This is a genomic window from Hymenobacter lucidus, from assembly GCF_020447265.1.
Classification (GTDB): domain Bacteria; phylum Bacteroidota; class Bacteroidia; order Cytophagales; family Hymenobacteraceae; genus Hymenobacter; species Hymenobacter lucidus.
The window spans coordinates 35246-58930 of the sequence record NZ_JAJADR010000010.1 but is presented as its reverse complement, the minus strand read 5'-3'; the positions used below and the strand labels follow the sequence as shown (position 1 = coordinate 58930).

General features: G+C 61.2%; 21 protein-coding genes. 16 read left to right on the top strand and 5 right to left on the bottom strand.

Features of this window, described 5'->3' with window-relative positions:
* The 6 genes from LGH74_RS22200 (at position 1) to LGH74_RS22180 (ending at position 8373) form a co-directional block, all read left to right on the top strand.
* On the top strand, positions 1 to 1368 hold the full coding sequence (locus LGH74_RS22200) for a HAMP domain-containing sensor histidine kinase (protein ID WP_226179892.1): 1368 nt from the start codon (positions 1 to 3) through the stop codon (positions 1366 to 1368).
* A gap of 181 nt (positions 1369 to 1549) precedes the next feature.
* The gene (locus LGH74_RS22195; protein WP_226179890.1) at positions 1550 to 1705 is read left to right on the top strand and encodes a hypothetical protein; all 156 of its coding nucleotides are present in this window, start codon (positions 1550 to 1552) and stop codon (positions 1703 to 1705) included.
* A 321-nt stretch (positions 1706 to 2026) separates the two neighbouring features.
* Entirely contained in the window at positions 2027 to 2380 is a 354-nt protein-coding gene (locus tag LGH74_RS25275) for a four-helix bundle copper-binding protein (RefSeq protein WP_489146039.1), read from the top strand.
* A gap of 191 nt (positions 2381 to 2571) precedes the next feature.
* Complete coding sequence (locus LGH74_RS22190) at positions 2572 to 3672, top strand: efflux RND transporter periplasmic adaptor subunit (RefSeq protein WP_226179888.1); 1101 nt, start codon at positions 2572 to 2574, stop codon at positions 3670 to 3672.
* Positions 3673 to 3693: 21 nt separating this feature from the next.
* Positions 3694 to 6888 carry an efflux RND transporter permease subunit gene (locus tag LGH74_RS22185; RefSeq protein ID WP_226179886.1) on the top strand — a complete coding sequence of 1065 codons (3195 nt, stop codon included), beginning with the start codon at positions 3694 to 3696 and terminating at the stop codon, positions 6886 to 6888.
* A 48-nt stretch (positions 6889 to 6936) separates the two neighbouring features.
* The gene (locus LGH74_RS22180) at positions 6937 to 8373 is read left to right on the top strand and encodes an efflux transporter outer membrane subunit (RefSeq protein WP_226179884.1); all 1437 of its coding nucleotides are present in this window, start codon (positions 6937 to 6939) and stop codon (positions 8371 to 8373) included.
* Positions 8374 to 8382: 9 nt separating this feature from the next.
* Here LGH74_RS22180 and LGH74_RS22175 read toward each other — a convergent pair whose 3' ends face one another.
* Positions 8383 to 9648 (bottom strand): cation:proton antiporter, encoded by a 1266-nt coding sequence (locus tag LGH74_RS22175; protein ID WP_226179882.1) that lies wholly within the window; start codon positions 9646 to 9648, stop codon positions 8383 to 8385.
* A gap of 99 nt (positions 9649 to 9747) precedes the next feature.
* On the opposite strand from LGH74_RS22175, the gene LGH74_RS22170 reads away from it, so the two are divergent.
* From LGH74_RS22170 to LGH74_RS22145, 6 genes are all read left to right on the top strand, one after another.
* Entirely contained in the window at positions 9748 to 10026 is a 279-nt protein-coding gene (locus LGH74_RS22170; RefSeq protein ID WP_226179880.1) for a DUF202 domain-containing protein, read from the top strand.
* An 855-nt stretch (positions 10027 to 10881) separates the two neighbouring features.
* The gene (locus LGH74_RS22165) at positions 10882 to 11316 is read left to right on the top strand and encodes a PepSY-like domain-containing protein (RefSeq protein ID WP_226179878.1); all 435 of its coding nucleotides are present in this window, start codon (positions 10882 to 10884) and stop codon (positions 11314 to 11316) included.
* A gap of 155 nt (positions 11317 to 11471) precedes the next feature.
* The gene (locus LGH74_RS22160) at positions 11472 to 12011 is read left to right on the top strand and encodes a carboxypeptidase regulatory-like domain-containing protein (protein ID WP_226179876.1); all 540 of its coding nucleotides are present in this window, start codon (positions 11472 to 11474) and stop codon (positions 12009 to 12011) included.
* On the top strand, positions 11995 to 12264 hold the full coding sequence (locus LGH74_RS22155; RefSeq protein ID WP_226179874.1) for a hypothetical protein: 270 nt from the start codon (positions 11995 to 11997) through the stop codon (positions 12262 to 12264). Before LGH74_RS22160 ends, LGH74_RS22155 begins: the two co-directional genes overlap by 17 nt.
* Before the next feature lie 21 nt (positions 12265 to 12285).
* Positions 12286 to 13041: an outer membrane beta-barrel protein gene (locus tag LGH74_RS22150; protein ID WP_226179872.1), complete on the top strand. Its 756-nt coding sequence runs from the start codon at positions 12286 to 12288 to the stop codon at positions 13039 to 13041.
* 376 nt (positions 13042 to 13417) lie between these two features.
* Positions 13418 to 14002: a phosphatase PAP2 family protein gene (locus tag LGH74_RS22145; protein WP_226179870.1), complete on the top strand. Its 585-nt coding sequence runs from the start codon at positions 13418 to 13420 to the stop codon at positions 14000 to 14002.
* An 83-nt stretch (positions 14003 to 14085) separates the two neighbouring features.
* Here LGH74_RS22145 and LGH74_RS22140 read toward each other — a convergent pair whose 3' ends face one another.
* Entirely contained in the window at positions 14086 to 15012 is a 927-nt protein-coding gene (locus LGH74_RS22140) for a phosphatase PAP2 family protein (RefSeq protein WP_226179868.1), read from the bottom strand.
* A gap of 440 nt (positions 15013 to 15452) precedes the next feature.
* Here LGH74_RS22140 and LGH74_RS22135 point away from each other — a divergent pair, with 440 nt between their 5' ends.
* The 4 genes from LGH74_RS22135 (at position 15453) to LGH74_RS22120 (ending at position 18170) form a co-directional block, all read left to right on the top strand.
* On the top strand, positions 15453 to 16271 hold the full coding sequence (locus tag LGH74_RS22135) for a phosphatase PAP2 family protein (protein WP_226179866.1): 819 nt from the start codon (positions 15453 to 15455) through the stop codon (positions 16269 to 16271).
* A gap of 12 nt (positions 16272 to 16283) precedes the next feature.
* On the top strand, positions 16284 to 17066 hold the full coding sequence (locus LGH74_RS22130) for a COG4705 family protein (RefSeq protein WP_226179864.1): 783 nt from the start codon (positions 16284 to 16286) through the stop codon (positions 17064 to 17066).
* A 61-nt stretch (positions 17067 to 17127) separates the two neighbouring features.
* Positions 17128 to 17892: a phosphatase PAP2 family protein gene (locus LGH74_RS22125; protein ID WP_226179862.1), complete on the top strand. Its 765-nt coding sequence runs from the start codon at positions 17128 to 17130 to the stop codon at positions 17890 to 17892.
* A 53-nt stretch (positions 17893 to 17945) separates the two neighbouring features.
* Complete coding sequence (locus tag LGH74_RS22120; protein WP_226179860.1) at positions 17946 to 18170, top strand: hypothetical protein; 225 nt, start codon at positions 17946 to 17948, stop codon at positions 18168 to 18170.
* A 92-nt stretch (positions 18171 to 18262) separates the two neighbouring features.
* On the opposite strand, the gene LGH74_RS22115 is transcribed toward LGH74_RS22120, so the two are convergent.
* Genes LGH74_RS22115 through LGH74_RS22105 form a run of 3 tightly spaced genes read right to left on the bottom strand, consistent with a single transcriptional unit; the run spans position 18263 to position 23675 of the window.
* Positions 18263 to 21352, bottom strand: a complete 3090-nt coding sequence (locus LGH74_RS22115) for an efflux RND transporter permease subunit (protein ID WP_226179858.1) — start codon at positions 21350 to 21352, stop codon at positions 18263 to 18265.
* Between the two features lie 15 nt (positions 21353 to 21367).
* Positions 21368 to 22309 carry an efflux RND transporter periplasmic adaptor subunit gene (locus LGH74_RS22110; protein ID WP_226179856.1) on the bottom strand — a complete coding sequence of 314 codons (942 nt, stop codon included), beginning with the start codon at positions 22307 to 22309 and terminating at the stop codon, positions 21368 to 21370.
* Positions 22310 to 22316: 7 nt separating this feature from the next.
* Positions 22317 to 23675, bottom strand: a complete 1359-nt coding sequence (locus tag LGH74_RS22105) for a TolC family protein (RefSeq protein ID WP_226179854.1) — start codon at positions 23673 to 23675, stop codon at positions 22317 to 22319.
* Positions 23676 to 23685 lie beyond the last annotated feature (10 nt).

Sequence of the window (23685 nt, the reverse complement as noted above, 5' to 3'; positions counted from 1 at the left end):
ATGCTGATTCGCAACAAGCTGATCCTGCGCTTTACCCTGTTGGTGCTCGTTATTCAGCTCTCCCTGTCCGGCTTTATCTATTATTTCTACGCCACCTCCCGCCAGCAGCGCTTTGCGGACCGCCTGGCCGGCAAAGCCGTGATGACGGCCCGGTTGGTGCTGCGGCAGTCTCCGACCCTGGAGAATGTGCGCCCGTTTCGGCGGCGTGACTTGGTAACCATTCCCGAGGAGCGCGTTAGTATCTATGGCCCCGGGGACCGGTTGCTGTATACCAGCGCCGATACGCTCAGCCAGAAGTCGAACTCCGCCCAGTTGGCCCGGGTGCAGACTGGAGGCCCCATCCGCTTTCGGGATGGGTCGCTGGAGGCCGTCGGCATCTACCAGGAATTTAAAGGGCAACCCTATCGCCTGTTTGCCGCGGGTCGGGATGACTATGGGTTTCAGCAGCTGCAAAAGCTGCGCTTGATCCTGCTGGTCGGCAATATCGGCGGCCTGGTACTGATTGTGCTGGCTGGGTGGTACTTCGCCGACCAATCATTGCGCCCCATTGCCCGGGTGGTCACGCAAGTAGAAAATATTACGGCCAGTCGGCTGGGCACCCGGGTCGACGAGGGCAACGGCACCGATGAAATTGCGCACTTAGCCATTACCTTCAATCAGATGCTGACGCGGGTGGAGCAGGCATTCGAAATGCAGAAAAGCTTTCTTTCCCATGCCTCCCATGAGCTACGCACCCCCCTGGCTACCCTGTTGGGTACGCTGGAAACGTCCCTGGCCTATGATCAGGACTTAGCCGAAGCCAAGCGCAGCCAAGCGTCGGCCGTGGAAGAACTTAAAAAGGTGATTGCGCTGACCAATGGCTTATTAGCTCTGGCCAAAACGGATGAGGCGGCCTTTTGCCGGGAGCCAGTGCGCCTGGATGAGTGCCTGGCACGGGCCATGCAGACGGTGGCGGCTACCTATCCAACCCAGAATCTGCACCTGGAGTATGGAGACATGCCGGAGGACATCGAAGACTTGTTTGTCGTAGCCGGTAATGCGCATCTGCTTTCCACAGCGCTGGTGAACCTACTGGATAATGCGTGTAAATACTCCGCCACATCGGTGCGGGTTGCATTGGGCTATCGGTCCGTTACGCATCTGCAGCTCACAGTAAAAGATGAAGGAATCGGCATTGCTACAGATGCTCTTTCACATGTGTTCGAGCCCTTGTATCGGGCCGCGAACGGGCGTGACCGCCCTGGGTATGGCATTGGCCTTGCCCTGACCCGCAAAATTGTACAGCTGCACGGCGGGACTATTACCCTGGACTCAACGGAGGGAATTGGCACGACGGCACTTGTACTTCTACCGGTAGGGCCGGCTTAATTATTAATAATCCTGCATTCATGCCGTTTTAATGTTGGCGGCGCTCTTTTGTGGGTACTTCACGCACCACGCCATGGAACGGGAAAACCGAAATCGCCTGCTGCTCGGCCTCTTGCTGGGCGCCCTGGTACTATCAATGCTGCTCAACTTCTTCTTTTTAAAGCAGCAGACGGATCAGTCTATGAATTACGAACTCGAAGCCGGGCTACCCGTCACCGTAACGGAGATGGAGCTAGCCCAGGTGCGCAGTGAGCTGGCCAAGTGCCAGCGGGGTTATGCGACGCGGCCTGACTCGCTGGCGCGTATTATGAACTCTGCTAGCTCCGACCAGCTTTAATGTTTTTTAATTCGGCGGTAATCTACTGCTAATGTCGGCTGCGATACTTCGTGCACAATCCGGACACTAAGCTGGCAAAGCGCTGGCGGTCCGCCAGCTGCTAATGGACAGGTGTGGCGCCGCTCATCCACTGCGAAAGGCCGTTGCAGCGGCAGGCAGTGGGTGGGTTGTCGCCACATAAAAGAAGGGGCTTACGGCTGCTTCCTTCCCTATGCCTTGGGATGGTCGCCGTGGCCTCACGTAATTTATTACGCAGTACGCTTTCCTCGTAGTGCTCTGTGCTCTTTCTGTCTACTACTCTCCCCACACCTCCTTACCTAAATGGCTATGCTGCCCCGCCAACAACATGTCTTAGATGCTCTTAATGCTTGTATTGCCGCGTGTGAGTGCCAGGCAGCCGCTGGAATGGTGCACGCAGAGTCGTTGCTGCAACTGCGCAGCGTACAGCTTAGCCGGGACTGCGCTGACCTGTGCCGCCTGGCAGCGGCCTTTGTCATGCGCCAAGCAGAGCACACGGCGCACATCCTGCGGGAATGTGCCGAACTCTGCCGGGTCTGCGCAGATGAGTGTTGCCAATTCAGTCACGAGCAGTGTCGCAGCTGCACGGAGGCTTGCCGTCGGGCCGAAGATGCCTGCCGTACCGCCTTTGTGCCATCGGCCTTACCCTTTAACTAGCATAGCTGCTCACGCAACAAACGCTCAGCGGCGTAGCGGATACATCCATTTAATGATTTTTAATTCCCCTGTAATGTGGTCCTAATGTCGGAAGACCACTTTTGGAGCTCACCGTGCGTCATCTACTTAGCGCCTTTTGCTCCATGCTACTACGCCATTTCGCCCGAAACTTTACTTTAGCTATTCCGCTGTTGGCCCTTGGGTTAGGCAGCTGTGGCACCCAGTCGCAGGCCGATACGGGGGGGGATGCTGAAACCATTCCCTCCCTCCCGGTAACCCGTCTGGCGGCCCGCGACACGGTACTCACCCACGACTACGTAGCCGACATTCAGGCTGTGCGCAACGTGGAAATCCGGGCCCGGGTGCCCGGCTTTCTGGAACAGATTTACGTGGATGAGGGACAGGCCGTGAAGAAGGGACAGGCCCTGTTTCGCATCAATGATGCCGAGTACAAGACCCGTCTGGCCCGCGCCCGCGCCATGCTTAGTAATGCCCAGGCCCAGGCCCGGGTAGCCAGCCTGGAGCTTGACCGGGTGCGCATGCTCACGGAGAAAAACATCATCACCAAAACCGAGCTGGACGTAGCCGAAGCCAAGCTCAGCGCCGCCCATTCCAGTATTGAGGAGGCCCGCTCGGCCGCTGCTAATGCCGCACTGCAGCTTTCCTACACGCTGATTCGGGCACCCTTTGACGGCATTGTTAACCGCGAGCCGCTCAAGGTAGGCAGTCTGATTGCGGATGGTACCCTGCTGACGACCGTCTCGGACACACGGGACTTGTTTGCCTACTTCAACGTGTCGGAGGCCGAGTACCTGGAGTATGTCAAAACCCGGGCCCAGGACGTAGTCGGGGCCAGTGCGGTGCGCCTGCTGCTGGCCGATGGTTCGCTCTACTCGCCGCCGGGTACGATTGAAAGCGTGGACGGGCAGTTCCAGGCCTCCACCGGCTCCATTGCCTTCCGGGCCCGTTTTGCCAACCCCCGACAGCTGCTCAAACATGGGGCTACCGGCAAAGTACGCTTGGGCAATGCCGTGTCTGATGCCCTGCTGGTACCGCAGAAGGCCGTGTTTGAGCAGCAGGACAAAAACTACGTGTACGTGGTCGATACGCAGGGCGTGGTACACCAGAAAAACTTCGAGCCCCAGGCCCGCCTGGATGCCTTTTACGTGGTCAAGTCGGGTCTCAAAGCCGGCGAGCAGGTGGTGTGCGAAGGCATTCAGGATTTGCGCGACGGGGCCCGCATCACGGCCCGGCCGGTTGCCCTGAGCAGCATGCTGGTCGCAGCCGAGTAGTCACTTCCATTCGCAAGCCCCATGTTCGAAATCTTCATCCGCCGGCCGGTGCTCTCGCTGGTCATCTCCCTCTTTATTACCCTACTGGGTGTGGGAGCCTTCTACACGCTGCCCGTTACCCAGTTCCCCGACATCGTGCCCCCCTCCGTGACGGTGCGCGCCAAGTATAATGGCGCCAATGCCGAGGTCTGCGCCAAGGCCGTGGCCACGCCCCTGGAGCGGGCCATTAACGGCGTACCGGGTATGACCTACATGAATACGGTGACCACCAACAACGGCACCACCCTCATTGAGGTGTTCTTCGAGGTAGGCACCGACCCGGACCTGGCCGCCGTGGCCGTGCAGAACCGCGTGACCACCGTCATCGACGAGCTGCCCGAAGAAGTCATCAAGGCCGGCGTGGCCACTGAAAAGGAGGTAAACAGCATGCTGCTCTACCTCAACGTCGTGAGCGATGACGCGGCCGTGGGCGAGAAGTTCATCTACAACTTCGCCGACATCAACATTCTGCAGGAGCTCAAGCGCATCAAGGGCGTGGGCCTGGCCGAAATCATGGGCAACCGCGAGTACGCCATGCGCGTGTGGCTCAAGCCCGACCGCCTGCTGGCCTACCGCGCCGGCGCCGACGAGGTAGTGGCCGCCATCCAGGCCCAGAGCGTAGAGGCAGCTCCCGGCCGCACCGGGGAAAGCTCGGGCCGTTCCCCCCAGGTGCTGCAGTACGTGCTGCGCTATACTGGCAAGCTCTTCGAGCCTGAGCAGTACCGCAACATCGTGGTGCGCGCCAACCCCGACGGCTCCGTGCTGCGCCTTAAGGATGTCGCGGACGTCGAATTTGGCGTGCAGACCTATCGGATGCTGTCCAAAACCAACGGCAAGCCGTCAGCTGCCATCATGCTCAAGCAGTTGCCGGGTTCCAACGCTTCCGATGTCATTGCGCAGGTAAAGCAGCGGATGGCGGAGTTGCAGAAAACCAGCTTTCCGCCCGGTATGCGCTACACCATCAGCTACGACGTCTCCCGCTTTCTGGACGCGAGTATCCACGAAGTAGTCCGCACGCTGTTCGAGGCGTTTCTACTGGTGTTCGTCGTGGTGTACCTGTTCCTGCAGGACTGGCGCTCCACCCTGATTCCGGCCCTGGCCGTGCCCGTGGCGCTGGTAGGCACCTTGTTTTTCATGCAGCTGCTAGGCTTCTCCATCAACCTGCTTACCCTGTTTGCCCTGGTGCTGGCCATTGGCATTGTGGTGGATAATGCCATTGTAGTCGTCGAAGCCGTGCACGCCAAAATGCACGAAGAACATCTCTCGGCCATGGATGCGACGCTGGCAGCCATGCGCGAAATCAGCGGGGCCATCGTGGCCATCACCCTGGTGATGTCGGCCGTATTTATCCCTGTTTCCTTCATGAGCGGGCCGGTGGGCGTGTTCTACCGGCAGTTTTCGCTGACCCTGGCTATTTCCATCGTCATTTCGGGGGTGAATGCCTTGACACTGACCCCGGCCCTGTGTGCGTTGCTGCTCAAGCCAACTCCCGCCATTGAGGGAGATACACACGAAGCTGACGAGCGGCCAACAGGACTTCTGGGTCGGTTTTTTGCCGGGTTCAACCGCCGCTACGAGACCTTTGCCGGCCGGTACCAAACCCTGGTGCGGGCCCTGGCCTCCCGCCGGCTGGTAACGGTCGGGCTGCTGCTGTTTTTCTTCGCGGCCACCTGGGGCGTGAATGCCATTCTACCCACGGGCTTTATTCCCAGCGAAGATCAGGGCATGGTGTACGTGAACGTCACCTCGCCCCCCGGCGCTACCGTCGAGCGCACCCAGCGCGTGCTGGACCAGGTGCAGCAGGTGGCGCAAACGCTCAAGCCGGTAGAATCCATTTCGACCCTGGCGGGCTACAGCCTGATGAACGACGTGGCCGGGGCTTCCTACGGCATGGGAATGATCAACCTTAAAGCCTGGGATAAGCGCCCGGAAACCGTGACGGAGCTCATGGACCAGCTTCGGGCTAAGACCAAGCATATCACGGGGGCGCAGATTCAGTTTTTTACCCCGCCCACCGTACCCGGCTTTGGGAACGCCGGCGGCTTCGATCTGCGGGTGCTCGACCGTACGGGCAGCGGCGATTTGCATCAGACCAACGCGGTGGCCAAGCGCTTCATTGCGGCCTTAAACAAGACCCCGGCCATTGAGAATACCTTCTCCGGCTTTGACCCCACGTTCCCGCAGTATCTGATTCACGTCGACCCCGATCTGGCGGCCAAAAAGGGCGTGACCGTGGCCCGGGCCATGCGCACGCTGCAAACCCTGATGGGCTCGAACTACGCGGCCAGCTTTATCCGCTTCGGGCAGATGTACAAGGTGATGGTGCAGGCCCTGCCGGGTTACCGCACCAAGCCCGAAGACATTCTGAGCCTGTATGTGAAAAACGACCGGGGCGAAATGGTGCCCTACTCTACCTTCGTGCGCCTGGAACGGGTATATGGACCCGAGCAGTTCACCCGCTACAACATGTACACCTCGGCTACGCTCAACGGGGATACCTCGCCGGGCTTCTCGTCCGGGGATGCGATTCGTACCATTGAGCAGGTAGCAGCCAAAGAGCTGCCCCGCGGCTACACCTTCGAATGGAGCGGCATGACCCGCGAGCAGATTATCTCGGGCAACCAGGCGCTGTACGTGTTCGGCATTGTGCTCGTATTCGTCTACCTGCTGCTGGCCGCCCAGTACGAGAGCTTCACGCTGCCGCTGCCGGTGCTGCTAAGTTTGCCTACCGGCATCTTCGGTGCTTTCCTGGCCCTGAAGCTGTTGGGCCTGGAGAACAACATTTACGCGCAGGTATCGCTGGTCATGCTCATTGGTCTGCTGGGCAAAAACGCCATCCTGATCATTGAGTTTGCCGTGCTGCGCCGCCAACAGGGACTCTCGGCATTGGAAGCCGCCGTGGAAGGGGCACGCTCGCGGCTGCGGCCGATTCTGATGACCTCCTTTGCCTTTGTAGCGGGCCTGATTCCGCTCTGCATCGCCACGGGCGCGGGCGCCATGGGCAACCGCTCCATCGGTACGGCTGCGGCGGGCGGCATGCTTATCGGCACCCTGTTCGGCGTGGTGCTCATTCCCGGCCTGTACGTGCTGTTCTCTCGGGACAAAAAGCAAGAGCGCAACACGCCACAGCCTTTGCCGGCCGCCGTAGCCGCGGAGCCTGTCCACGCCGCCGTCTAATTCTACTGTATGAAGTTCGTGAGTGCTTTTCGTTTGCCTGACTCCCTTTTGCCTCGGCTTCGGCGGACGCTGCCGGTGGTGGTTGGCTTGGCTTTGCTGCTCGGCGGCTGTAAGGTAGCAACCCCGGTAGTTGAACCCCGCAGCAATCCTATTCCCACCTCTTTCGGCACGGCTGCTACCGATACCGCCAGCAGTGCCACCCGCTCGTGGCGGCAGTTTTTTACCGACCCCAGCCTGGTCGCCCTGCTGGACACGGCCATCCGGGCCAACCCGGATTTACGTATCGCCGTGCAGCGGGTGGAAATATCCCGGGCCAGCGTGCAGGCCGCCCGCGGCGCGCTGCTGCCCAGTGTGAACGCCGTGGCAGCAGCCAGCTACGACCGGTTTGCTACCTTGAGTGGGACAGGCTACAATGCCACCAACGACGGGCAGGTGCTCCCATCCGTGGCACCCGACTACTTTTTGGGCGTGCGCAGCGCCTGGGAAATCGACCTGTGGGGGAAGTTACGCAGTCGGCGGCAGGCCGCTTTTGCCCGCTTGCTGGCCACCGAGCAGGGCCGCCGTTTGGTCGAAACAGCCTTGGTGGCCCAAGTGGCGCGGTTATACTATGAGCTACTGTCCCTGGACAACCAGCTGGAGGTATTGCGCAAGAACGAGCAGTTGCAGGAGCGGGCCCTGGAAATCGTGCGGGTGCAGAAGCTCGGTGGCCGGGCCACCGAGCTGGCCGTGCAACAGTTTCTGGCCCAACTGCTGCGGACCCGTAGCCTGGAAGCGGAAACCCAGCAAGAGGTAGTCGTGGCCGAAAACGAAATCAACCGCCTGCTGGGCCGCTATCCCCAGCCCATCCAGCGGGGCGCCCCCTTACGGGATCAAGCGCTGCCCGCCATCTCGGCCGGACTGCCGGCTTCCATGCTGCTGCGGCGCCCGGACGTGCAGCAGGCCGAGTTGGAGCTGGTGGCTTCCCGTGCCGATGTGGCTGCCGCCCGCGCGGCCTTTCTGCCCGCACTCACCCTGTCTCCTTACCTGGGAGTGAATGCGTACAAAGCCTCTCTGCTCTTTTCCACGCCGGGCTCTCTGGCCTTCGGGCTGCTGGCCGGGGTGTCGGCTCCACTGTTGAACCGCTCGCTGCTCCAGGCGAGCTACCGACAGTCCGCAGCGCAGCAGCAGGCTGCCTATGTGGGCTACCAGCGGGCGATACAGACTGGTTTTGCGGAAGTTACGACCAACCTGCGGGGTATTGAAAACTACCAGCGGGCCTACGAGCTGCGCCAACAGGAAGTACAAGCGTTGACGACAGCCGTCGCCATATCGAACGACCTGTATACGGCCAGCTATGCCAATTACTTAGAGGTCGTAACGGCCCAACGCACGGCGCTGGACGCGGAATTAAACCTGACCGGCATCCGGCGCGAGCAATTCCTGCTACTGATCGACCTGTATCGGGCCCTTGGTGGTGGGTGGAGCAGGGGACCCGAAGTTCAGTAAAGCAAGAACTCAGTCGGGCGGAGGGGTTACCTGCGTGGCATCCAGTGGACGGTACCGCCCAAAGCACCAGCCGTAGAATCCGAGCAGGCGACGTTTTTCAACCAGAAAGAACAAGACAGTGCACAACACAGTCGTAGCCATAATCACCGCGAAGGTGAGCGTTTGGATGGTAGACCCGCTGGGCATGCCGCGCTGGGCCGGCAGCGTGGCCAGCACAGCCGCGCCAAGCCCTTTGGGGATCATTACACTCATGAAAGCCATGTCAAACTGCGGCGTGTACTTATCGGCGGTAGCGAGGACCACCGGAATGCGGACTAGGAACAGCAGCACGGCTATGACCACGCCCAAAGCGATTAGGTAGCCGTTGTCGAGCACAAAGGACATACCCACGTACACGAAGAAAAACGTGCGCAGCAGAAAGACAATCTCAGCGAAGAAGTCCTTTTCCATAGCTGTCAGCTCTACGTGTCGGGCGGGCAGGTACTGCCGCAGACGGTTGGGGCGCAACAGGGCCACATTGCCCAGAGTAATGCTAAAAAATAGTACGGCAATCGGTCCGCTGAATTTGAGCATCTCTACCAATCCGTAGAGGATAAAGACGAAGGCGGGGGTAGAAAAACGGGTCATGAGCAGCGTGGGCACCCGATTCAGCAGCAAGGACCATAGGTAGCCGCTGCCGACCCCGGCCAGCACGGCCACGACCAGCGAGGAGGCTAGATGACTAACCAGACTGGTTACATTGAGCGAGGAGCCGGTGTAGAAGCTGATCAGGGCAATGGGAATGGCCAGGGTAAACACGTCGCTCAGCGCCGATTCCATAACCAGCGTCGTAGACGTTTGGGGCAGGATAGTCACTTTGCGAGCCAGCGTGGTGACGACCGCGGAGGACGTGCCACCCAGAATAGTACCCAAAATCAGCGCACTCAGAAAGTCCAGACCGGCGAACAGCTGTCCCAGGATTGCCACGAGCAGGCTGGTCACGATGAAGTTAAGCGTGGTAAGTCCCAAGGTACCGCGCAGCGCGGCTCGCAACTGCTCAAAGCGGACCTCCAGGCCGCTTTCAAACAAAATGAACACGAGCACCAGGTTGGAAAACACCCGCCCGGCCCGGCCAAATGTGGCCGGTTCTATCAAGTGAAAGACTGGTCCGATCAGGGCTCCCACGAGCATGAGGCCCACGACATCCGGAATTTTTGTTTTATCGAATAGCTGCGCCAGGTAGTGGCCTAAAAAAATCAGGAACCCAATCAGAATAATTAAAGTGGGGGTAGTCATGCCCTCAAATACGCTCAAATATGCTGAACCGATGAGGTTGCGTGGTAGACACTCCCGTAAAAAACTGCGTATGGCGTTGCATTCACCTGCGTATTTCCAATGCCTCCATCGATTGACTCTTCCCTGCCACTCGACTTACGCGACCGGCTGGCGCTGGAGCGTACCCGCTTAGCCAACGAGCGTACCCTGCTGGCCTACGTACGCTCGGCGCTGACGCTTATTCTTGCCGGTTTTTCGTTGATGCAGTTTTTTCGGGACCATGTCTACGTCTGGGTCGGTGCCCTACTCGTCCCGGTGGGGGTGGGGGTGGGCGTTGCGGGATGGCTGCGGTATCGCAGCAAAAGCGCCCGTATTCGAGAGCATATAGCCGCTTCTTGAGTAAGGGTGGGTGTTAGGCTGATGCGGACGAGCCTGACGAATGCGCCGGCGTTTAGCCCGTTCGCCCTAGCAAGCAGGATGTCGGGGATGAGCGGATGGCAGGGCTGCTGTACACGGATGCCATCTATCGGGGGTAGCACTAGAGTAGGAACAGAAATTCCCGCTAAGAGTATATAGTCTATCGAATACTCCGAAAGTGAGTTCCAGAAAGCAGGCGGTAGCGGGTCAAAAATCACCCGGCACGCGGGTCGAAAGAAGCGTTCGAAAAACCCTCCCCATAATCAACCGCTAAAACGCTTTTCTCAGTACCGGCAAGGTCGGTGCTAAAGACGTTCGAGAAACAGTCGTTTTGCGAATGCCCTTCTCCCATCAATTCATCCTTTTATGAGGACCGCGATTTACGCACGCGTCAGCACGAGGGGTAAAGAGCAGACCAACGAAACCCAGCTTCGGAAGCTACGCGACTTCGCCCAGTAGCTGGGCTACATTATTTATAAAGAGTACACCGACCAGGAAAGCGGCGGCACTGCCGAGCGGCCTCAATTTCAGCAGCTCTTCGCGGATGCCCATCAGTGAAGAGTTGAGGTGATACTGTTCTGGGCGCTGGACCGTTTTAGCCGCGAAGGCGTGACCGAAACGCTCAATCACCTGCAGCGGCTCACGATGGCCGGCGGGCAGTTCAAAGTTCTCCCACTCAGTTGGCGGTAACTCTTGGATATACTACATCCTGACATGTTGCCCGCTTCTGGTGTATACAACCCTGAAAAAGGCAGCTGCTAAAAAAGGTCATGCGCCAGAATGCCGACAGAATGGGTAGGTAGGTTTGCGGCATCCGTTCCCTTAATTCTTTAATCTATGAAAAAGTACCTGTTGCTGCTGGCCCTGCTGCCGCTGGCCGCCCTCTCCGTCCACGCCCAGAAGCTAGCTGAAAAGCAAGTGCCGGCCGCCGCCGTAGCCACCTTCAAGAAGGCCCATCCCACCGCCAAGGGCGTGAAGTGGGAAAAGGAAGACGCCAACTACGAAGCCGGCTACGAGCAGGGCGATAAGGAACTGTCGGTGGTAATTACGCCCACCGGCACACTGCTGGAAACAGAAACTGAACTGGCTGTTTCCCAACTGCCTGCTCCCGTGCGCACCGCCCTGACTACTCAGTACAAGGGCTACAAGGTGACCGAGGCGGCCAAAATCGTAACGGCCACCGGCACCACTATCTACGAGGCCGAAGTAAGCCGGGCGGGCAAGAAGCGCGACGTGCTCTTTAACGCCGACGGCACGGAAGTCAAGAAATAAACCTGTGTGCGGGGAGCTTCCCGAAGAAACAGGGTGTCCACCAGAGGGCAGGCCCCGTCCGGGCCTGCCCTCTGCCATTTACTTCTATGGATGTATTTACACGGGTACGTTCGCTGATCCTGCTGGTCTGACTACTAGCTGGCTGCCCTCTGCTATTGAAGGCCCAGACCGGCGCGGTGCGCGGCACACTGCTGGATGCGGTTACCGGCCAGCCGCTGCCCTATGCCAACATGGTGCTGCTGCGGGCCCAGGATTCGAGCTTCGTGGCTGGGGCGCAAACCTCTGAAACCGGGGCTTTTGCCCTGGAGCAACTAGCCTGGGGCAGCTATTCGCTGCGGGCCCCGGTGGTAGGCTACCGCACTGGCCGCCGGATCAGCCGCCTGAGTGCCGCCGCGCCTACCCTGGCCTTGGGCACCCTGCGCCTGCGGGCCACAACCGTCCAACTACAGGACGTGGTGGCAACGGCTGAGCGGCCGGTGCTCAGCGGCAACTTGGACAAGAAGGTGATTGACGTGAGCAAGTACTTGACCGTGACCGGCGGCACGGCCCTGGATGTGCTGCAGAACGTGCCCTCGGTCAGCGTGGACCAGAACGGGGCCGTGAGTTTGCGCGGTTCCAGCGGCGTAACGGTGTTCATCGACGACGCTCGACCAGCTACCGGCCAGCGCCATCCAGAACGTGGAGGTCATTACTAACCCTTCCTCCCGCTACGATGCCGCCGGGGCGGGCGGCATCCTCAACATCGTACTCAAAAAGGAAAAGCGCGACGGGCTCAACGGTCAGGCCAGCACCACGGCCGGCACCGGCGGCAAGTACAACACGTCGTTGGAGTTGAATTACCGTTACGGCAAATTCAACGCCTTCGGCTCCTACGACTTCTGGCGTGACCGGCGCCGCGTCACCGGGCTCCTCGACCAGACCACGACAACACTGGATACTATCCTGTAGCTGCGCCAGGACCGCGCCGGAGTGGCCACCCAAACCGCGCATGCCCTACGTCTGGGGTTGGACTATGCCCTCACGCCGGAGCAAACGCTGACGTTGGCCGTGCAGCCGCGCTTCAACCGGCAGGACAATCAGGAAAGCCTCGACTCGCGCCAGGTCAACGCCACGGCCTTCTACCGGCTCGAAACCAACACTGCCCAAGGCTTTCGCCGGGTGCTCACCGACCTGCTTACCGGCGACGTAGTGACTAGCACGACCCGCCAGAATCTGGGCCAGGAAACGTCCGTTGGCCTGGAATTGGTCGGGGCTACCCCGGTTACGTCCTTCTGGAAGCTCAACGGCACGGCATCTGCTTTTCGCCGCCTCATCCGGGGAGCCTCCCTCGACGGCACGCCCATCCACACGGCCAGTCAAGCCTACGCTACCCGGCTCAATAACACGTTTTCGCCCACCAGAAAGCTCGATCTGCAGCTGGCCCCGAAATACCGCTCGCCCATCAATACGTCGCAGGGGCAGCGCCGGCAGAACGTCAACGTGGATGTTGCTGCCAAGCACACTGTGCTCGGCAACCGGGGCTCCCTTACCCTGCGCGTGGCCGACGTATTCAACACATTGCGCTATGACTTTACCCTGACCGGGCCGGGGCTGCTGACCGACAGCCGGTTCAAGCGGGAATTGCGCATGGCCTTTCTGGGCTTTGCCTACCGCTTCGGCCAGAACCAGACGAGCCGCTCGCCGCGCAAAAGCGAGACCGATGAGGCAATTGGGGGCTTTGAGTAGGTGAATACATGTCGCGGCGCCGGCCGATGATCCAGATTTACGCCAGAATTGCCTTCTAGATTTGAATGTACTCTGGGCGTCACAAGGCATCCCGGATCTAGTACTTCACGCCCGCTGCCCACTTATGTCTTCTAGGATCACTTTTCGCACGGTAGTCACCGCTTTCGTTCTTCTTGGGGTCCCCGGGGGCCTGCAGGCACAGGCTGGCTACAAGGCACCATCGGCCCCGACCGATTCCTTGTTCAGACAGGAAAACATCCCCCAATCAGAGGAGGGCAAGGCACCGAAACCATTTTTCCAGCGCAAGCTGGTACGGGCCAGCATTGTGCCCGCGGTGCTGATTGGGTTTGGCGTTAGTACTATCCAGGGCAGTGGAATGTATAGCTCTTTTGAGGCGCGCGAAGAAATTGAGGAGCATCTGGGCGGCTGGCGGACTCAGGCGGACAACTTCCTGCAGTTTGCGCCCTACGCAGGCTTGGCCATCCTGTCGACGTTTAACATACAGCTGCATGATGACCGGGTAAACACGCTCCTGCTTATCGCCAAGTCGGAAGCGATAATGCTAGCCAGTGTTCATATAACGAAGCGGCTCACCAACATTGACCGGCCCAATGGCCAGGCGTACGCCTTTCCGTCGGGGCACACGGCGCAGGCGTTTCTGGCCGCCAGCATTGTCCATACTGAGCTGCGCGACAAAAGCCCGTGGTACGGCATCGGGGCCTACACCGTGGCAACGAGCGTAGGCGTGCTACGCATGATCAATAACAAGCATTGGGAAGCCGACGTATTGGCCGGTGCCGGTATTGGTATTTTCTCCGCTCACCTCACCTATCTTACCCATAGCTACCGTTGGGGCCGCAAGCCCCTACTGGTGGGCCTTAACGTAGCGCCGGCTTATTTCGGCGGCGGCACGCCTGGTCTGACGTTGAGTTGGCGCCCCGTTGCCGACCGCCACTACTAGCCCAAGGGGCAGCCGGTGCTAGCGGCTCATCCACTGGTTATGAGCAGTGATGGAGTGCTTTGTACGCACGCGTTGTCGTTGCGCTACAATTGCCAGGTGGCACTCAATCCTGTAAACGGCCCCTGGCTATAGGGAGAAAGGTGTGCCTGACGATACCAGGGCTGGGGCCTGGGCAAAGTGTGAAAGCCTGTACCTGCTGGTGCGCTCTGCTCTACGCGGGTGCGGCCGTTGCGCACCGCAATTTTAGCCATCGCGTAGCCCAAGGCAATGCCCACCGGGTAATCGGAGGCCCAATGCACACCGTTATTGAGCATAGCGTAGCCCAGCAGCCCCATCAGCCCGTAGCCCAGTGGTCGCACAAAATGCTTCTCCGGGTAATTATCGGCGATAACCGTAACCGTGACCATGGCCGTGGCCAGATGCCCGGTGGGAAACGCATCGTAGTTAGGCACCCGGCTTTGGTAGCGGGTGTACGAGGGAAACAAGTGCCACTCGCCACGGGCTTTCGTCGTCACGAAGGGGCTTTGGCGGCCGGTCAGACGCTTGAGGCTTTGCACCATCAGGCCCGTGCTTAAGATAGCCGTGCCCAGTTGCGAAGCCGTTTGGGCGGCCCGATTATCCCGCTTTACTAGGCCATATACCCAAAAACTGGTGGCCACACTCAAGTGCGTCCAGCCATCTCCGATGTAATAGAAGGTGCTGTTCAGGTTATCCGGCACATTAAATTCAAACGGCAGATTTACCGCTCCCAAGCTGAACGGAATATGCACCAAGGTTTTTTGCGTGCTTCGCGCGTTGAGCCCGAGCTGCCGGCCCACACCCTGTGCCCCATGCAGAATGGGCTCGTCAACCAGCCACAGCACGCCCGACCCCGCCAGAATACCAGCAATCGGCAGCTCGTTTTCGGAACGGAAAGCAAACCGGGGGAATTGCCCTAAATCCCGCGGAATATGCGTCAGCCAACGCAGCTGCCGGGGCCGCTCGTACTGATAGCTTACCCCGGGTGCCACCTGGTACAGGCTGATGCGGGGGCGTAGCGAATCGGCTGGATGTACCTGCCTAGGTTGTATTACATCCTTATGCATTGTAGCCGCAACACTCGGTACATGAAACCCGACAGCCAGGCTCAGCAGCAGTTGAAACGTTCTTTTCAGCTTGGCACGGCGAAGGACAGCACTCCTCATCATTTGAATCGCTAAAATAGGGATTTATGCCCTTGGGCAGTATGCTCAAAAACAGCTTCACGACCAGCAAACGCCACGTTGCGGCACTTATCCAGGCGAGCCGATGCAGGAGGCTGTTTGACCATCCAGGAGGTGCAAAGGTACTCGGCTTATGCAGCAACCCTACTCCTTTGCCAACGAACAGCGCGTAGCATTTTTATGGGCACCTGAATCCAGATTTCCGCCAGATTCCCCCGCTAGGTTTGGGAGAATCCAGCTCTCAACACATGAATTTCATGGCCTCTTGCCGCACCTTGGGTGCCGTTATTATTCTCGGACTCGCGTTACCTGCTCAAGCCCAAGTCCCCCAGAACCCGCCTTCAACCGCCGTTGATTCGCTGCATAAGTTCGAGAAGCCGGTAGCGGAAGTACTGCTACCCGCCAAGCCCTGGTACCAGGGCAAGTTGGTGAAAGCCAGCATCGTGCCGGCCCTGCTTATCGGCTATGGGGCCTACACTTTCAACGGTGGGGGCTTCTATACCAATCAGGAGGTTAATCGGGACTTACACAAGGTGTTTCCCACTTTCCGCACCCGGACCGATGACTTTCTCATCCTCGCCCCTTATTTGGAGTTGGGCGCTGTACTGGTTTCCGGCGTGGAGTCGCGCGACGACCGGCTTAACATCGGGCTGGTGGTGCTGAAAAGCGAGTTAATTATGCTCAGCACTACGTATGCGGTGAAGTTCCTGTCCAAGGAAACCCGGCCCGATGGCTCCGACAACCTTTCGTTTCCGTCGGGCCACACGGCGCAGGCCTTTCTGGCGGCCAGCATCGTGCACACCGAGTTCCGGGACAAAAGCCAGTGGTACGGCATCGGGGCCTACACCATTGCCACGAGCGTGGCCGCCTTGCGCATGATTAACAACAAGCACTGGCAGAGCGACGTGGTGGCCGGCGCGGGCTTCGGCATTCTATCGGCTCACCTGGGCTACCTTACCCACCGCAACCGCTGGGGCCGCAAGCCGACACTGATGGGCCTGAACGTGGCCCCCACTTACTTTGGAAGCGGCACCCCCGGCATGACGCTGAGCTGGCGCGCCCACTAACTGCTTGACCTGATGCAAACCATCCTAAAGAAGCTTCCTGAGGTTACCCTGCTGTTTTGGGTGATGAAAATCTGCGCCACTACGCTGGGGGAAACAGCCGGCGACTTGCTGGCACAGACCCTCAACGTGGGCTACGGCATGAGCTCAACTATTCTGCTCGGGCTGTTTCTGGCGGTGCTGCTGGGGCAGCTCTCGGCCAGGCGATACGTACCAGCTCTGTACTGGGCCGTTATACTGGCTACCAGCACAGCTGGCACTACCCTGTCGGACTACATGGACCGAACCCTGGGACTGGGCTACGCGACGGGGGCCGCGATTCTGGGGGCCCTGCTGCTGGCCGTACTTGGCCTATGGTGGGCGAGTGAAAAGTCCTTGTCCGTATCGGACATCCAGACCCGGCGGGGGGAATTGTTCTACTGGGCGGCTATTCTGGTTTCAAACACGCTGGGAACCGCCCTGGGCGATTTTCTGGCCGACGACTCAGGCCTGGGCTTCGGGGGCGGAGCGCTGCTCATTGGCTCGCTGCTGGCCGTGGTGATGCTGGCATACTACTTTACCGGCATCTCGCGGGTATTGTTGTTCTGGGTGGCCTTCGTGCTCACTCGGCCCTTCGGGGCCACGTTTGGCGACCTACTCACCAAGCCGGTCGAAAAAAACGGGTTAGGGTTTGGCACCCAGGGCTCCTCGCTCCTTTTACTAGTCCTGCTGGTAGGGCTCGTGGTGTACGCTTCGCTACGGCCTGACCGTCCGACATCGGTCAGGAGCAGCGAGCGGGCAGAGTACCCGGGCGCCTGACTCAGCACTGCTCCTTGCGCCGGGTAGGAGCGCAACTGCTTTCGTTCTGCTTTCGCACCGTATGAGATTGTATTCACTTTGGGGCGTTACCCGACTACTCTGGCAAGGCCACCGCAAGCTGTTGCTGAGCCTGCTGCTGGGGTTCATCGCGCCCTGGTTTGTCTTCATCAAGGTGGGGCAGGAGGTGTGGGAAGACAAGGGTTTCCCCGGGGACCAAGCTATTCTGCAGCTCCTTCACCGGTACGGCAGCCCCGGCCAGGACGCCGCAGCCGTGTGGATGGCCCGAGCCGGGGGAACTTTCTGGACGCCCCTGGTGGAAGCGGCTGTGCTCCTGGGCTTGCTACTGGCCCGGCAGCGGCGGGCGGCACTCTTTTTCCTATTGTCGGTGGGCGGAGCGGGCGCCCTTAACTTGTTTGCGAAGCTACTACTGGCCCGCGCTCGGCCGGCGCTTTGGGTATCCATTGCCCCGGAAACCACCTACAGCTTTCCCAGCGGCCACGCCATGGGCGCGGCGGCACTGGCCTTCACCCTGGCGTTGCTGCTGTGGCCTACCCGGGGCCGCTGGGCAGCCGCGACGCTGGGCGCGGCTTGGGCACTGCTCATGGGCTGGTCGCGCATGTATTTGGGCGTGCATTTTCCCTCCGACGTATTGGCCGGCTGGGTGGGCTCTGTAGGCTGGGTCGGTGGTATCCACTTTCTCTTTGACCGCTCTGCTCTGGACTTGCGCCGCCTGTGGAGCGATGCGCGCACCTACTGGCTGGCGCGGCCCCAGCAGCAAACCCGGGAGTCCGGGACAGGCGACAACGTCAGTAGTAAACAACGCTAAAGCAGCCGGCCGGCTCAACCAGGTCTTTAACGCTAGCAACCACGCAACGCAGAATGGCGCATACACCTCCTTTCTTTCAGCATACGGCCCACGTTACGGGGCTGATGGCGCCTGCTCCGGTACTGGAGCGTTATCCTTTCCACGACAACGATGAGTGCCCCATCGGCCAGGAAGTGAAAACCAGCGGGCAATGGCAGTACTATGAACCCACGCTGATAACCGAAACGCGGCCCCGCTGCCCCACCTGCGTTCAGCTGGGTCGTGCGAGTCGCACCTAGCCGTGGATCAAGCGTGTTTACTAAATGACTCCTAACGGCCGCCAATCAGGATAGTGCCGAGGTGCGCGGGGATGGGAGTCCCGGTCTGGTGATTAGGCGGTGGCCGCGAGGGGCACGGTGGCTACGGGCCCGCGGTACGCCAGGCGCAGGAGGCTGGGCAGCACGAGCAGCAGCAGAGGCAAAGCCAGCAGCAGCCCCCCAATTACGGCAATGGCCAGCGGCTGGTGCAGCTGCGCCCCCGCCCCAATGCCCAGGGCCAGCGGCAGCAGGGCCGCAATGGCGGCCAGGGCCGTCATCAGCTTGGGCCGCAGGCGGGCCGCAATGGCGTAGCCGATGGCCTGCTCGACGGCATTGCCTTCGGCGCGGTGCTCAAAAAACTGCTGCAGGGTGAAGATGGCATTTTCGCCAATGATGCCCACCACCATTATCAGGCCGGTGTAGGAGCCCACGTTGAGCGGGGTATGGGTCAGGTACAGGGCTAGGCTGCCTCCGGCCGGACCCAGCACGGCCACCAGCAGAATCAGGCCCGCCGCCCGCAGGTCTTTAAATAGAAACAGACCCACGGCAAACACCAGTAGGCAAGCCGTGCCCAGGATGGTAAGCAACTCCTGAAACGACTGCTGCTGCTCGGCGTAAGAGCCCCCGTATTGAATGAAATAGCCCGGCGGCAGCGGCACTTGCTGGTCAAGCTTCTGCCGGATTTCGCGCATAGCCCCGCCCAGGTCGCGGCCGTCGAGGCGGGCGGTGACGGCCGTCATGGCCTGCAGGTTTTCACGCTCCAGCTCGGCATCGCCGGCCGTCACGGTTACGCTGGCCAGCTCATCGAGGCGGTGACGCTGCCCGTTGGGCAAAAACACCGGCTGGGCCCGCATCTGCGCCAGCGACGTTTGCGCGGCATTAGGGTAACGCAGGCGGATGTTGAGCAGCTGTTCTCCCTCCAGCACATTGCCGCCCACTACGCCCGCCAGCTGGGTTTGCAGCTGGGTTTGAAAGTCGGTGCCCGTGAGCCCGAACTGGGCCAGCCGCCGGGCGTCGGGCCGCACGTCCACGGCCGGACCCATGCGCACGATTCCGTTGAAGACGTCGGCCGTGCCCGCGGTTTTCTCGACCACCGCCGCCACCTGGTCGGCCAGGGCGTAGCGGGTGGCCGCCTCGGGCCCGAATACCTTGATTTCAATGGGCTGCACGGTGCTCATCAAGTCGCCGAGCATGTCGCCAATTACCTGGCCGAAGTCGATGGTCAGGGCCGGCTGGGTGGCCTCGATGCGCTGGCGCAAGTCGGCAATGACGTCTTCGGTGGTGCGTTTTCGATTGGTTTTGAGGCGAATCAGGTAGTCGCCTCGGTTGGGCTCGGTGATAAAAAAGCCCATTTGCGTGCCGGTGCGGCGCGAATAGCTGGCCACTTCGGGTACGTTGACAATTAGCTTTTCGGCCTGGCGCAGCATGCGGTCCGTCTCTTCGATGCTCGTGCCGGGCGGGGAGTTGTAATCGAGCACGATGGCGCCTTCGTCCATCTCCGGCAAAAAGCCCGTGGCCAACCGGGGAATGATGAGCACCATGCTGCCAATCAGAACCAGAATGCCGACAATGCTGTAAGCCGGGTGGCGAATAACGGCCCGCACCCACGGAATTTCGTGGTGGGCGGAGTCCGTCGCCGCCGGCAACTCCTGGACTGCCGTAGCTGCCTGTGCCGCTGGTTGCGGTTTCTCCCCAGACAGTAGCAGATAGATTACCGGCAAGCCCAACCAGGCGACCAAGAACGAGCAGAGCAGCGCCACGACCATGGTGGTAGCCAGCACCTTAAAGTAGGCTCCCGCTACGCCGCCCAGTAGGGCGAAGGGCAGGAAAATGACGATGGTGCTCAGCGAAGAGCCCACCAGCGCCGGCAGCAGGTGCTGCACCGAGCGGCGCACCACCTCGCCCGGGCTGGCGGCCGGATGGTCTTCGCCCACGCGGTGCAGCTGCTCCACCATCACTACGGCGTCGTCTATCATCAGGCCAATGGCGGCGGCTATCGCCCCCAGGGTCATGATGTTCAGCGAGTAGCCTAGCCCGAAGTACAGCACCGCCACCGTCAGGGCCAGGGCGATGGGGATGGTAAGCAGAATGGTGAGCGTGGCCCGCCAGGAGCGCAGAAACAAGGCCGTGACGACCAGGGCCAGCGCCAGGCCAATCCAGAGCGAGTCCTGCACCGACTTGACCACTTCTGACACGAAGTCGGCCTGGTCGTAGTACGGCTGCAGGGTGATGCCCCGGGGCAGCCCGGCCTGCAGGGCCTTCACCTTGGCCAGCACGCCATCGGATACCTGCACCACGTTGGCGTCGGGCTGGCGCAGCACGGCAATCAGCACCGCGTCGTGGCCGTTAGCGTTGACTCGGGTGTATTCGGGCTGCTCGCCCACCACGACTGTGGCCACGTCGGCTAAGCGTACGATGCGGCGGCCGTCGTTGCGCAGCACCACGTTCTCCAGGTCGCTTTTGGTGGCAATGGTGGCGTCGGTCACCGTCAGGTAGAGGCGGCGGTAGTCGCTCAAGTAGCCGTTGCTTTGCACGAAGTTGGTCTGGCCCAGAATGGCCGATACGACGGCCGGCGAGAGGCCTAGGGCAGCCAGCTGGTCGGGCAGCAGCTCCACCTGAAACTCCTTGGTGCGCCCGCCCTGCACGGCCACGGCCGACACGCCGTCCACCTGCGAGAGAAACGGCTTCACGGTGTAGAGGGCCAGGCGCCGCAGCTCCAGGGCCGAGCGGCCCGGGCCTTCCAGCGTGTAGCCCATCACCGGCAGAATGGCCGGGTTCATGCGCTCGACGCTGATTTGCGTGCCGGCCGGTAGGTCGCCCCGAATCTGGTTGAGGCGCGACTCCACGATTTGCTGGCTTTGCACCACGTTGACGTCCCAGGTGGAAAAGGCTGAGATTTCGCAGGAGCCGCGGCTGGTCGTGGAGCGTAGCAGCTTCAGGCCCGGCACCTGCTTCATGGCGTTTTCCAGGGGCTTCGTCACGGTCACCATCATGCGGTCTACCGGCTGCAGGCCGTTGTCGGCAATGACTTTCACCTTGGGAAACGTCACCTCGGGAAACAGGGCCACGTTGATGCGGCGGTAGGCCAGGGAGCCCAGGGCCAGCACCAGGGCCAGCAGCACGGCAATGGGGGCTTTGTACTGCTGAAAAACCGAGTTTTGCATGGGGCAGGGGTAAGGCTATTTGCGAAGCTGCACGGCGGCCGTATCATCGAGGCCGTAATTGCCGGTGAGTAGAATCCGGTCCCGCGGCCCAAACCGCGGGCTTTTTATTTCTACCCGCTCGCCCTGCTCGGGACCGCGTTGCACGGGCACCTTCACGGCGGTGGAATCGTTGAGCAGGCGCATCACCCAGAACTGTGTTTGGGTTTCGTCGGTGAGCACGGCGGTGTGCGGCAGGGTGGGCACCGGGCGTGGGGCCGTGCGGTCCAGCTCCACCTGCACGGCCAGGTTTTCGGGCAAGTCGGGCACGGAGCCTGTCAGGCGCACGGTGTAGCGCTGGGTTTGCAGGGTGGCGTCGGCGGTGGGCAGCAGCTCGGCCACGCGGCCCGGCAGCATCCGCCCGTCGGGCAGTACCAGACGGCAGCGCTGGCCGGGGCGCACGTAGCGCAGCTGGGTGGCTGGCACGTCCAGCACGAAGCCAAAGCGGCTCTTGTCGTACACCACGCCCAGCTGCTCGCCGTCCTGCACGTAGTCGCCGGCCAGCTTGTCGACGCTGGCTAGCACCCCGGCTCGGCCCGCTCGCACAGCAATAATGCCGGAAAAGCGCAGGCGCGGGTCGCCGGTAAGTTTGTCCAGGTGCAGGGTGCGCGACTCCTTGGTTTGTAGTCGAAACACGGTTTGGCCCGCGCGCACAACTTGGCCGGGAACGGGCGTGGGGGCGAGCACGTAGCCCGTGGTGGTGGCCCGCAGTAGGTCTTTGGCCGGGTAGGCCGACAGCGCGTTCAGACGCAGCACGTCGGTGAGCGTGTCGGTGGCAACGTAGCCCACCGTGACCTGGGCCCGGGGGCTGGTGGCTACCTCCGCCGCAGGGTCGGCGGCATCAGGCCCACCCGAGTTACAGGCGGCCAGCAACAAGGGGCCGGCGGTAGCTAGCAAAGAATGCAAGAGGCGGTGGGTCATAGGGGGGCTAATACTCGGCTAGGTAGTCGAGGGCGTAAAGGCTGCGCAGGCGGTCGGTTTCGGCCTGGGACAGGCTGAACTGCAAGGTCCGATAGCTGGTCAGCACGTTCAGGTAATCGAGGATAACCACGTCCCCGGTGGCCAGCTGCTGGCGCGTAGCGGCCACCAACGCTTCGGCCACGCGCAGCTGCTCGCGGATGCGGGCCAGCAGCGCATCGGCCGCCCTGATTTGGCCTTCCAGCTGCTCGTACTGCTGGCGACGCTGCACGGTGAGGAAGTCTCGGTAGCCCTGCCGGCTCTGCTCGCTCAGCGCCAGGCGCTGGTACTGCAGCTGGCGCTGGTGGCCGTCAAAGAGGGGGACTGAGAGCAGTAGCCCGCCGCTCACGCCCAGGCTGCGGCTCAGGGCCCGCGGCCGGTACGAGGTGGATTGCAGGCCGGCGTCGGCCACGGCGCTCAAGCGGGGCCGGTACGCCACATCCACGGCCTGGCGGTCGAGCTGCAGGCGCAGGCTGTCGAGAGTGAACTGGCGCTGGGCCGGGGCCAGCAGCCCGGCCAAAGGGAGGCGGGGCGGCGATGCAGGGGTTTCCAGGGTCACCACGGCGGTATCCGCCACGCCGGCCAGCGTCCGCAGCGTGCCCAGCTCGCGGCGGTAAGCCAAGCGGTTTTGCTCGAGCACTACTTCCTGGGTGCGCACGGACAGATAAAAGCTCAGGTACTGGGTTTGCTTAAAGATGCCAGCTTCAACCAACTGGCGCAGCTGCCGGTCTTGCTGGCGCAATTGGGCGAGCAGGGTTTGGGCAAAGCTCATCTGCAGCTGCGCCGCGTAGGCGGTCAGAAACTGGTCGGTCACGCTGCGGCGCAAATCCAGGGCGGTGAGTTGTGCGGTGTTGCGCAGCACCTGGCCCTGGCTGCCCAGGATGCGGTAGTCGTTCTGCAGCAGGGCACGATTAAACAGGGGCTTGCTGGCTTGGGCCACGGCCGCGTAGTTGCCGCCGTTGGTGATGGCCGGGTCATAGCCGGCCACCGCTTCCCCGTTGCTGCGCGTGATGCTAGGGTAGACTACCGCCGCGCCCGTGCCGTTTACCTGTATGCCGTTCTGGGCTTTGCGGCGCAGGCTGTCGAGGCGGTTCTGCCCCACTTGGTTGCGCAACTCGCGCAGCTGGGGACTGTTAAGCCGGGCCACAGCCACGAAGTCGGCCAATCGGCGTGGGCTGGCTGGCAGCGCCGGAGCAACTATAGGCACAGCGTTCAAAGCCGGCGACCCGCCCCCGGCCACCTGGGCCCGGACTAAGGCCGGGGCCAGCAGGACAACCAGCAGCAGGTGAGCCGGCAAGCGGCGAATCAAGTAAAAGCGGGAATCGCCCATAGAAATACAC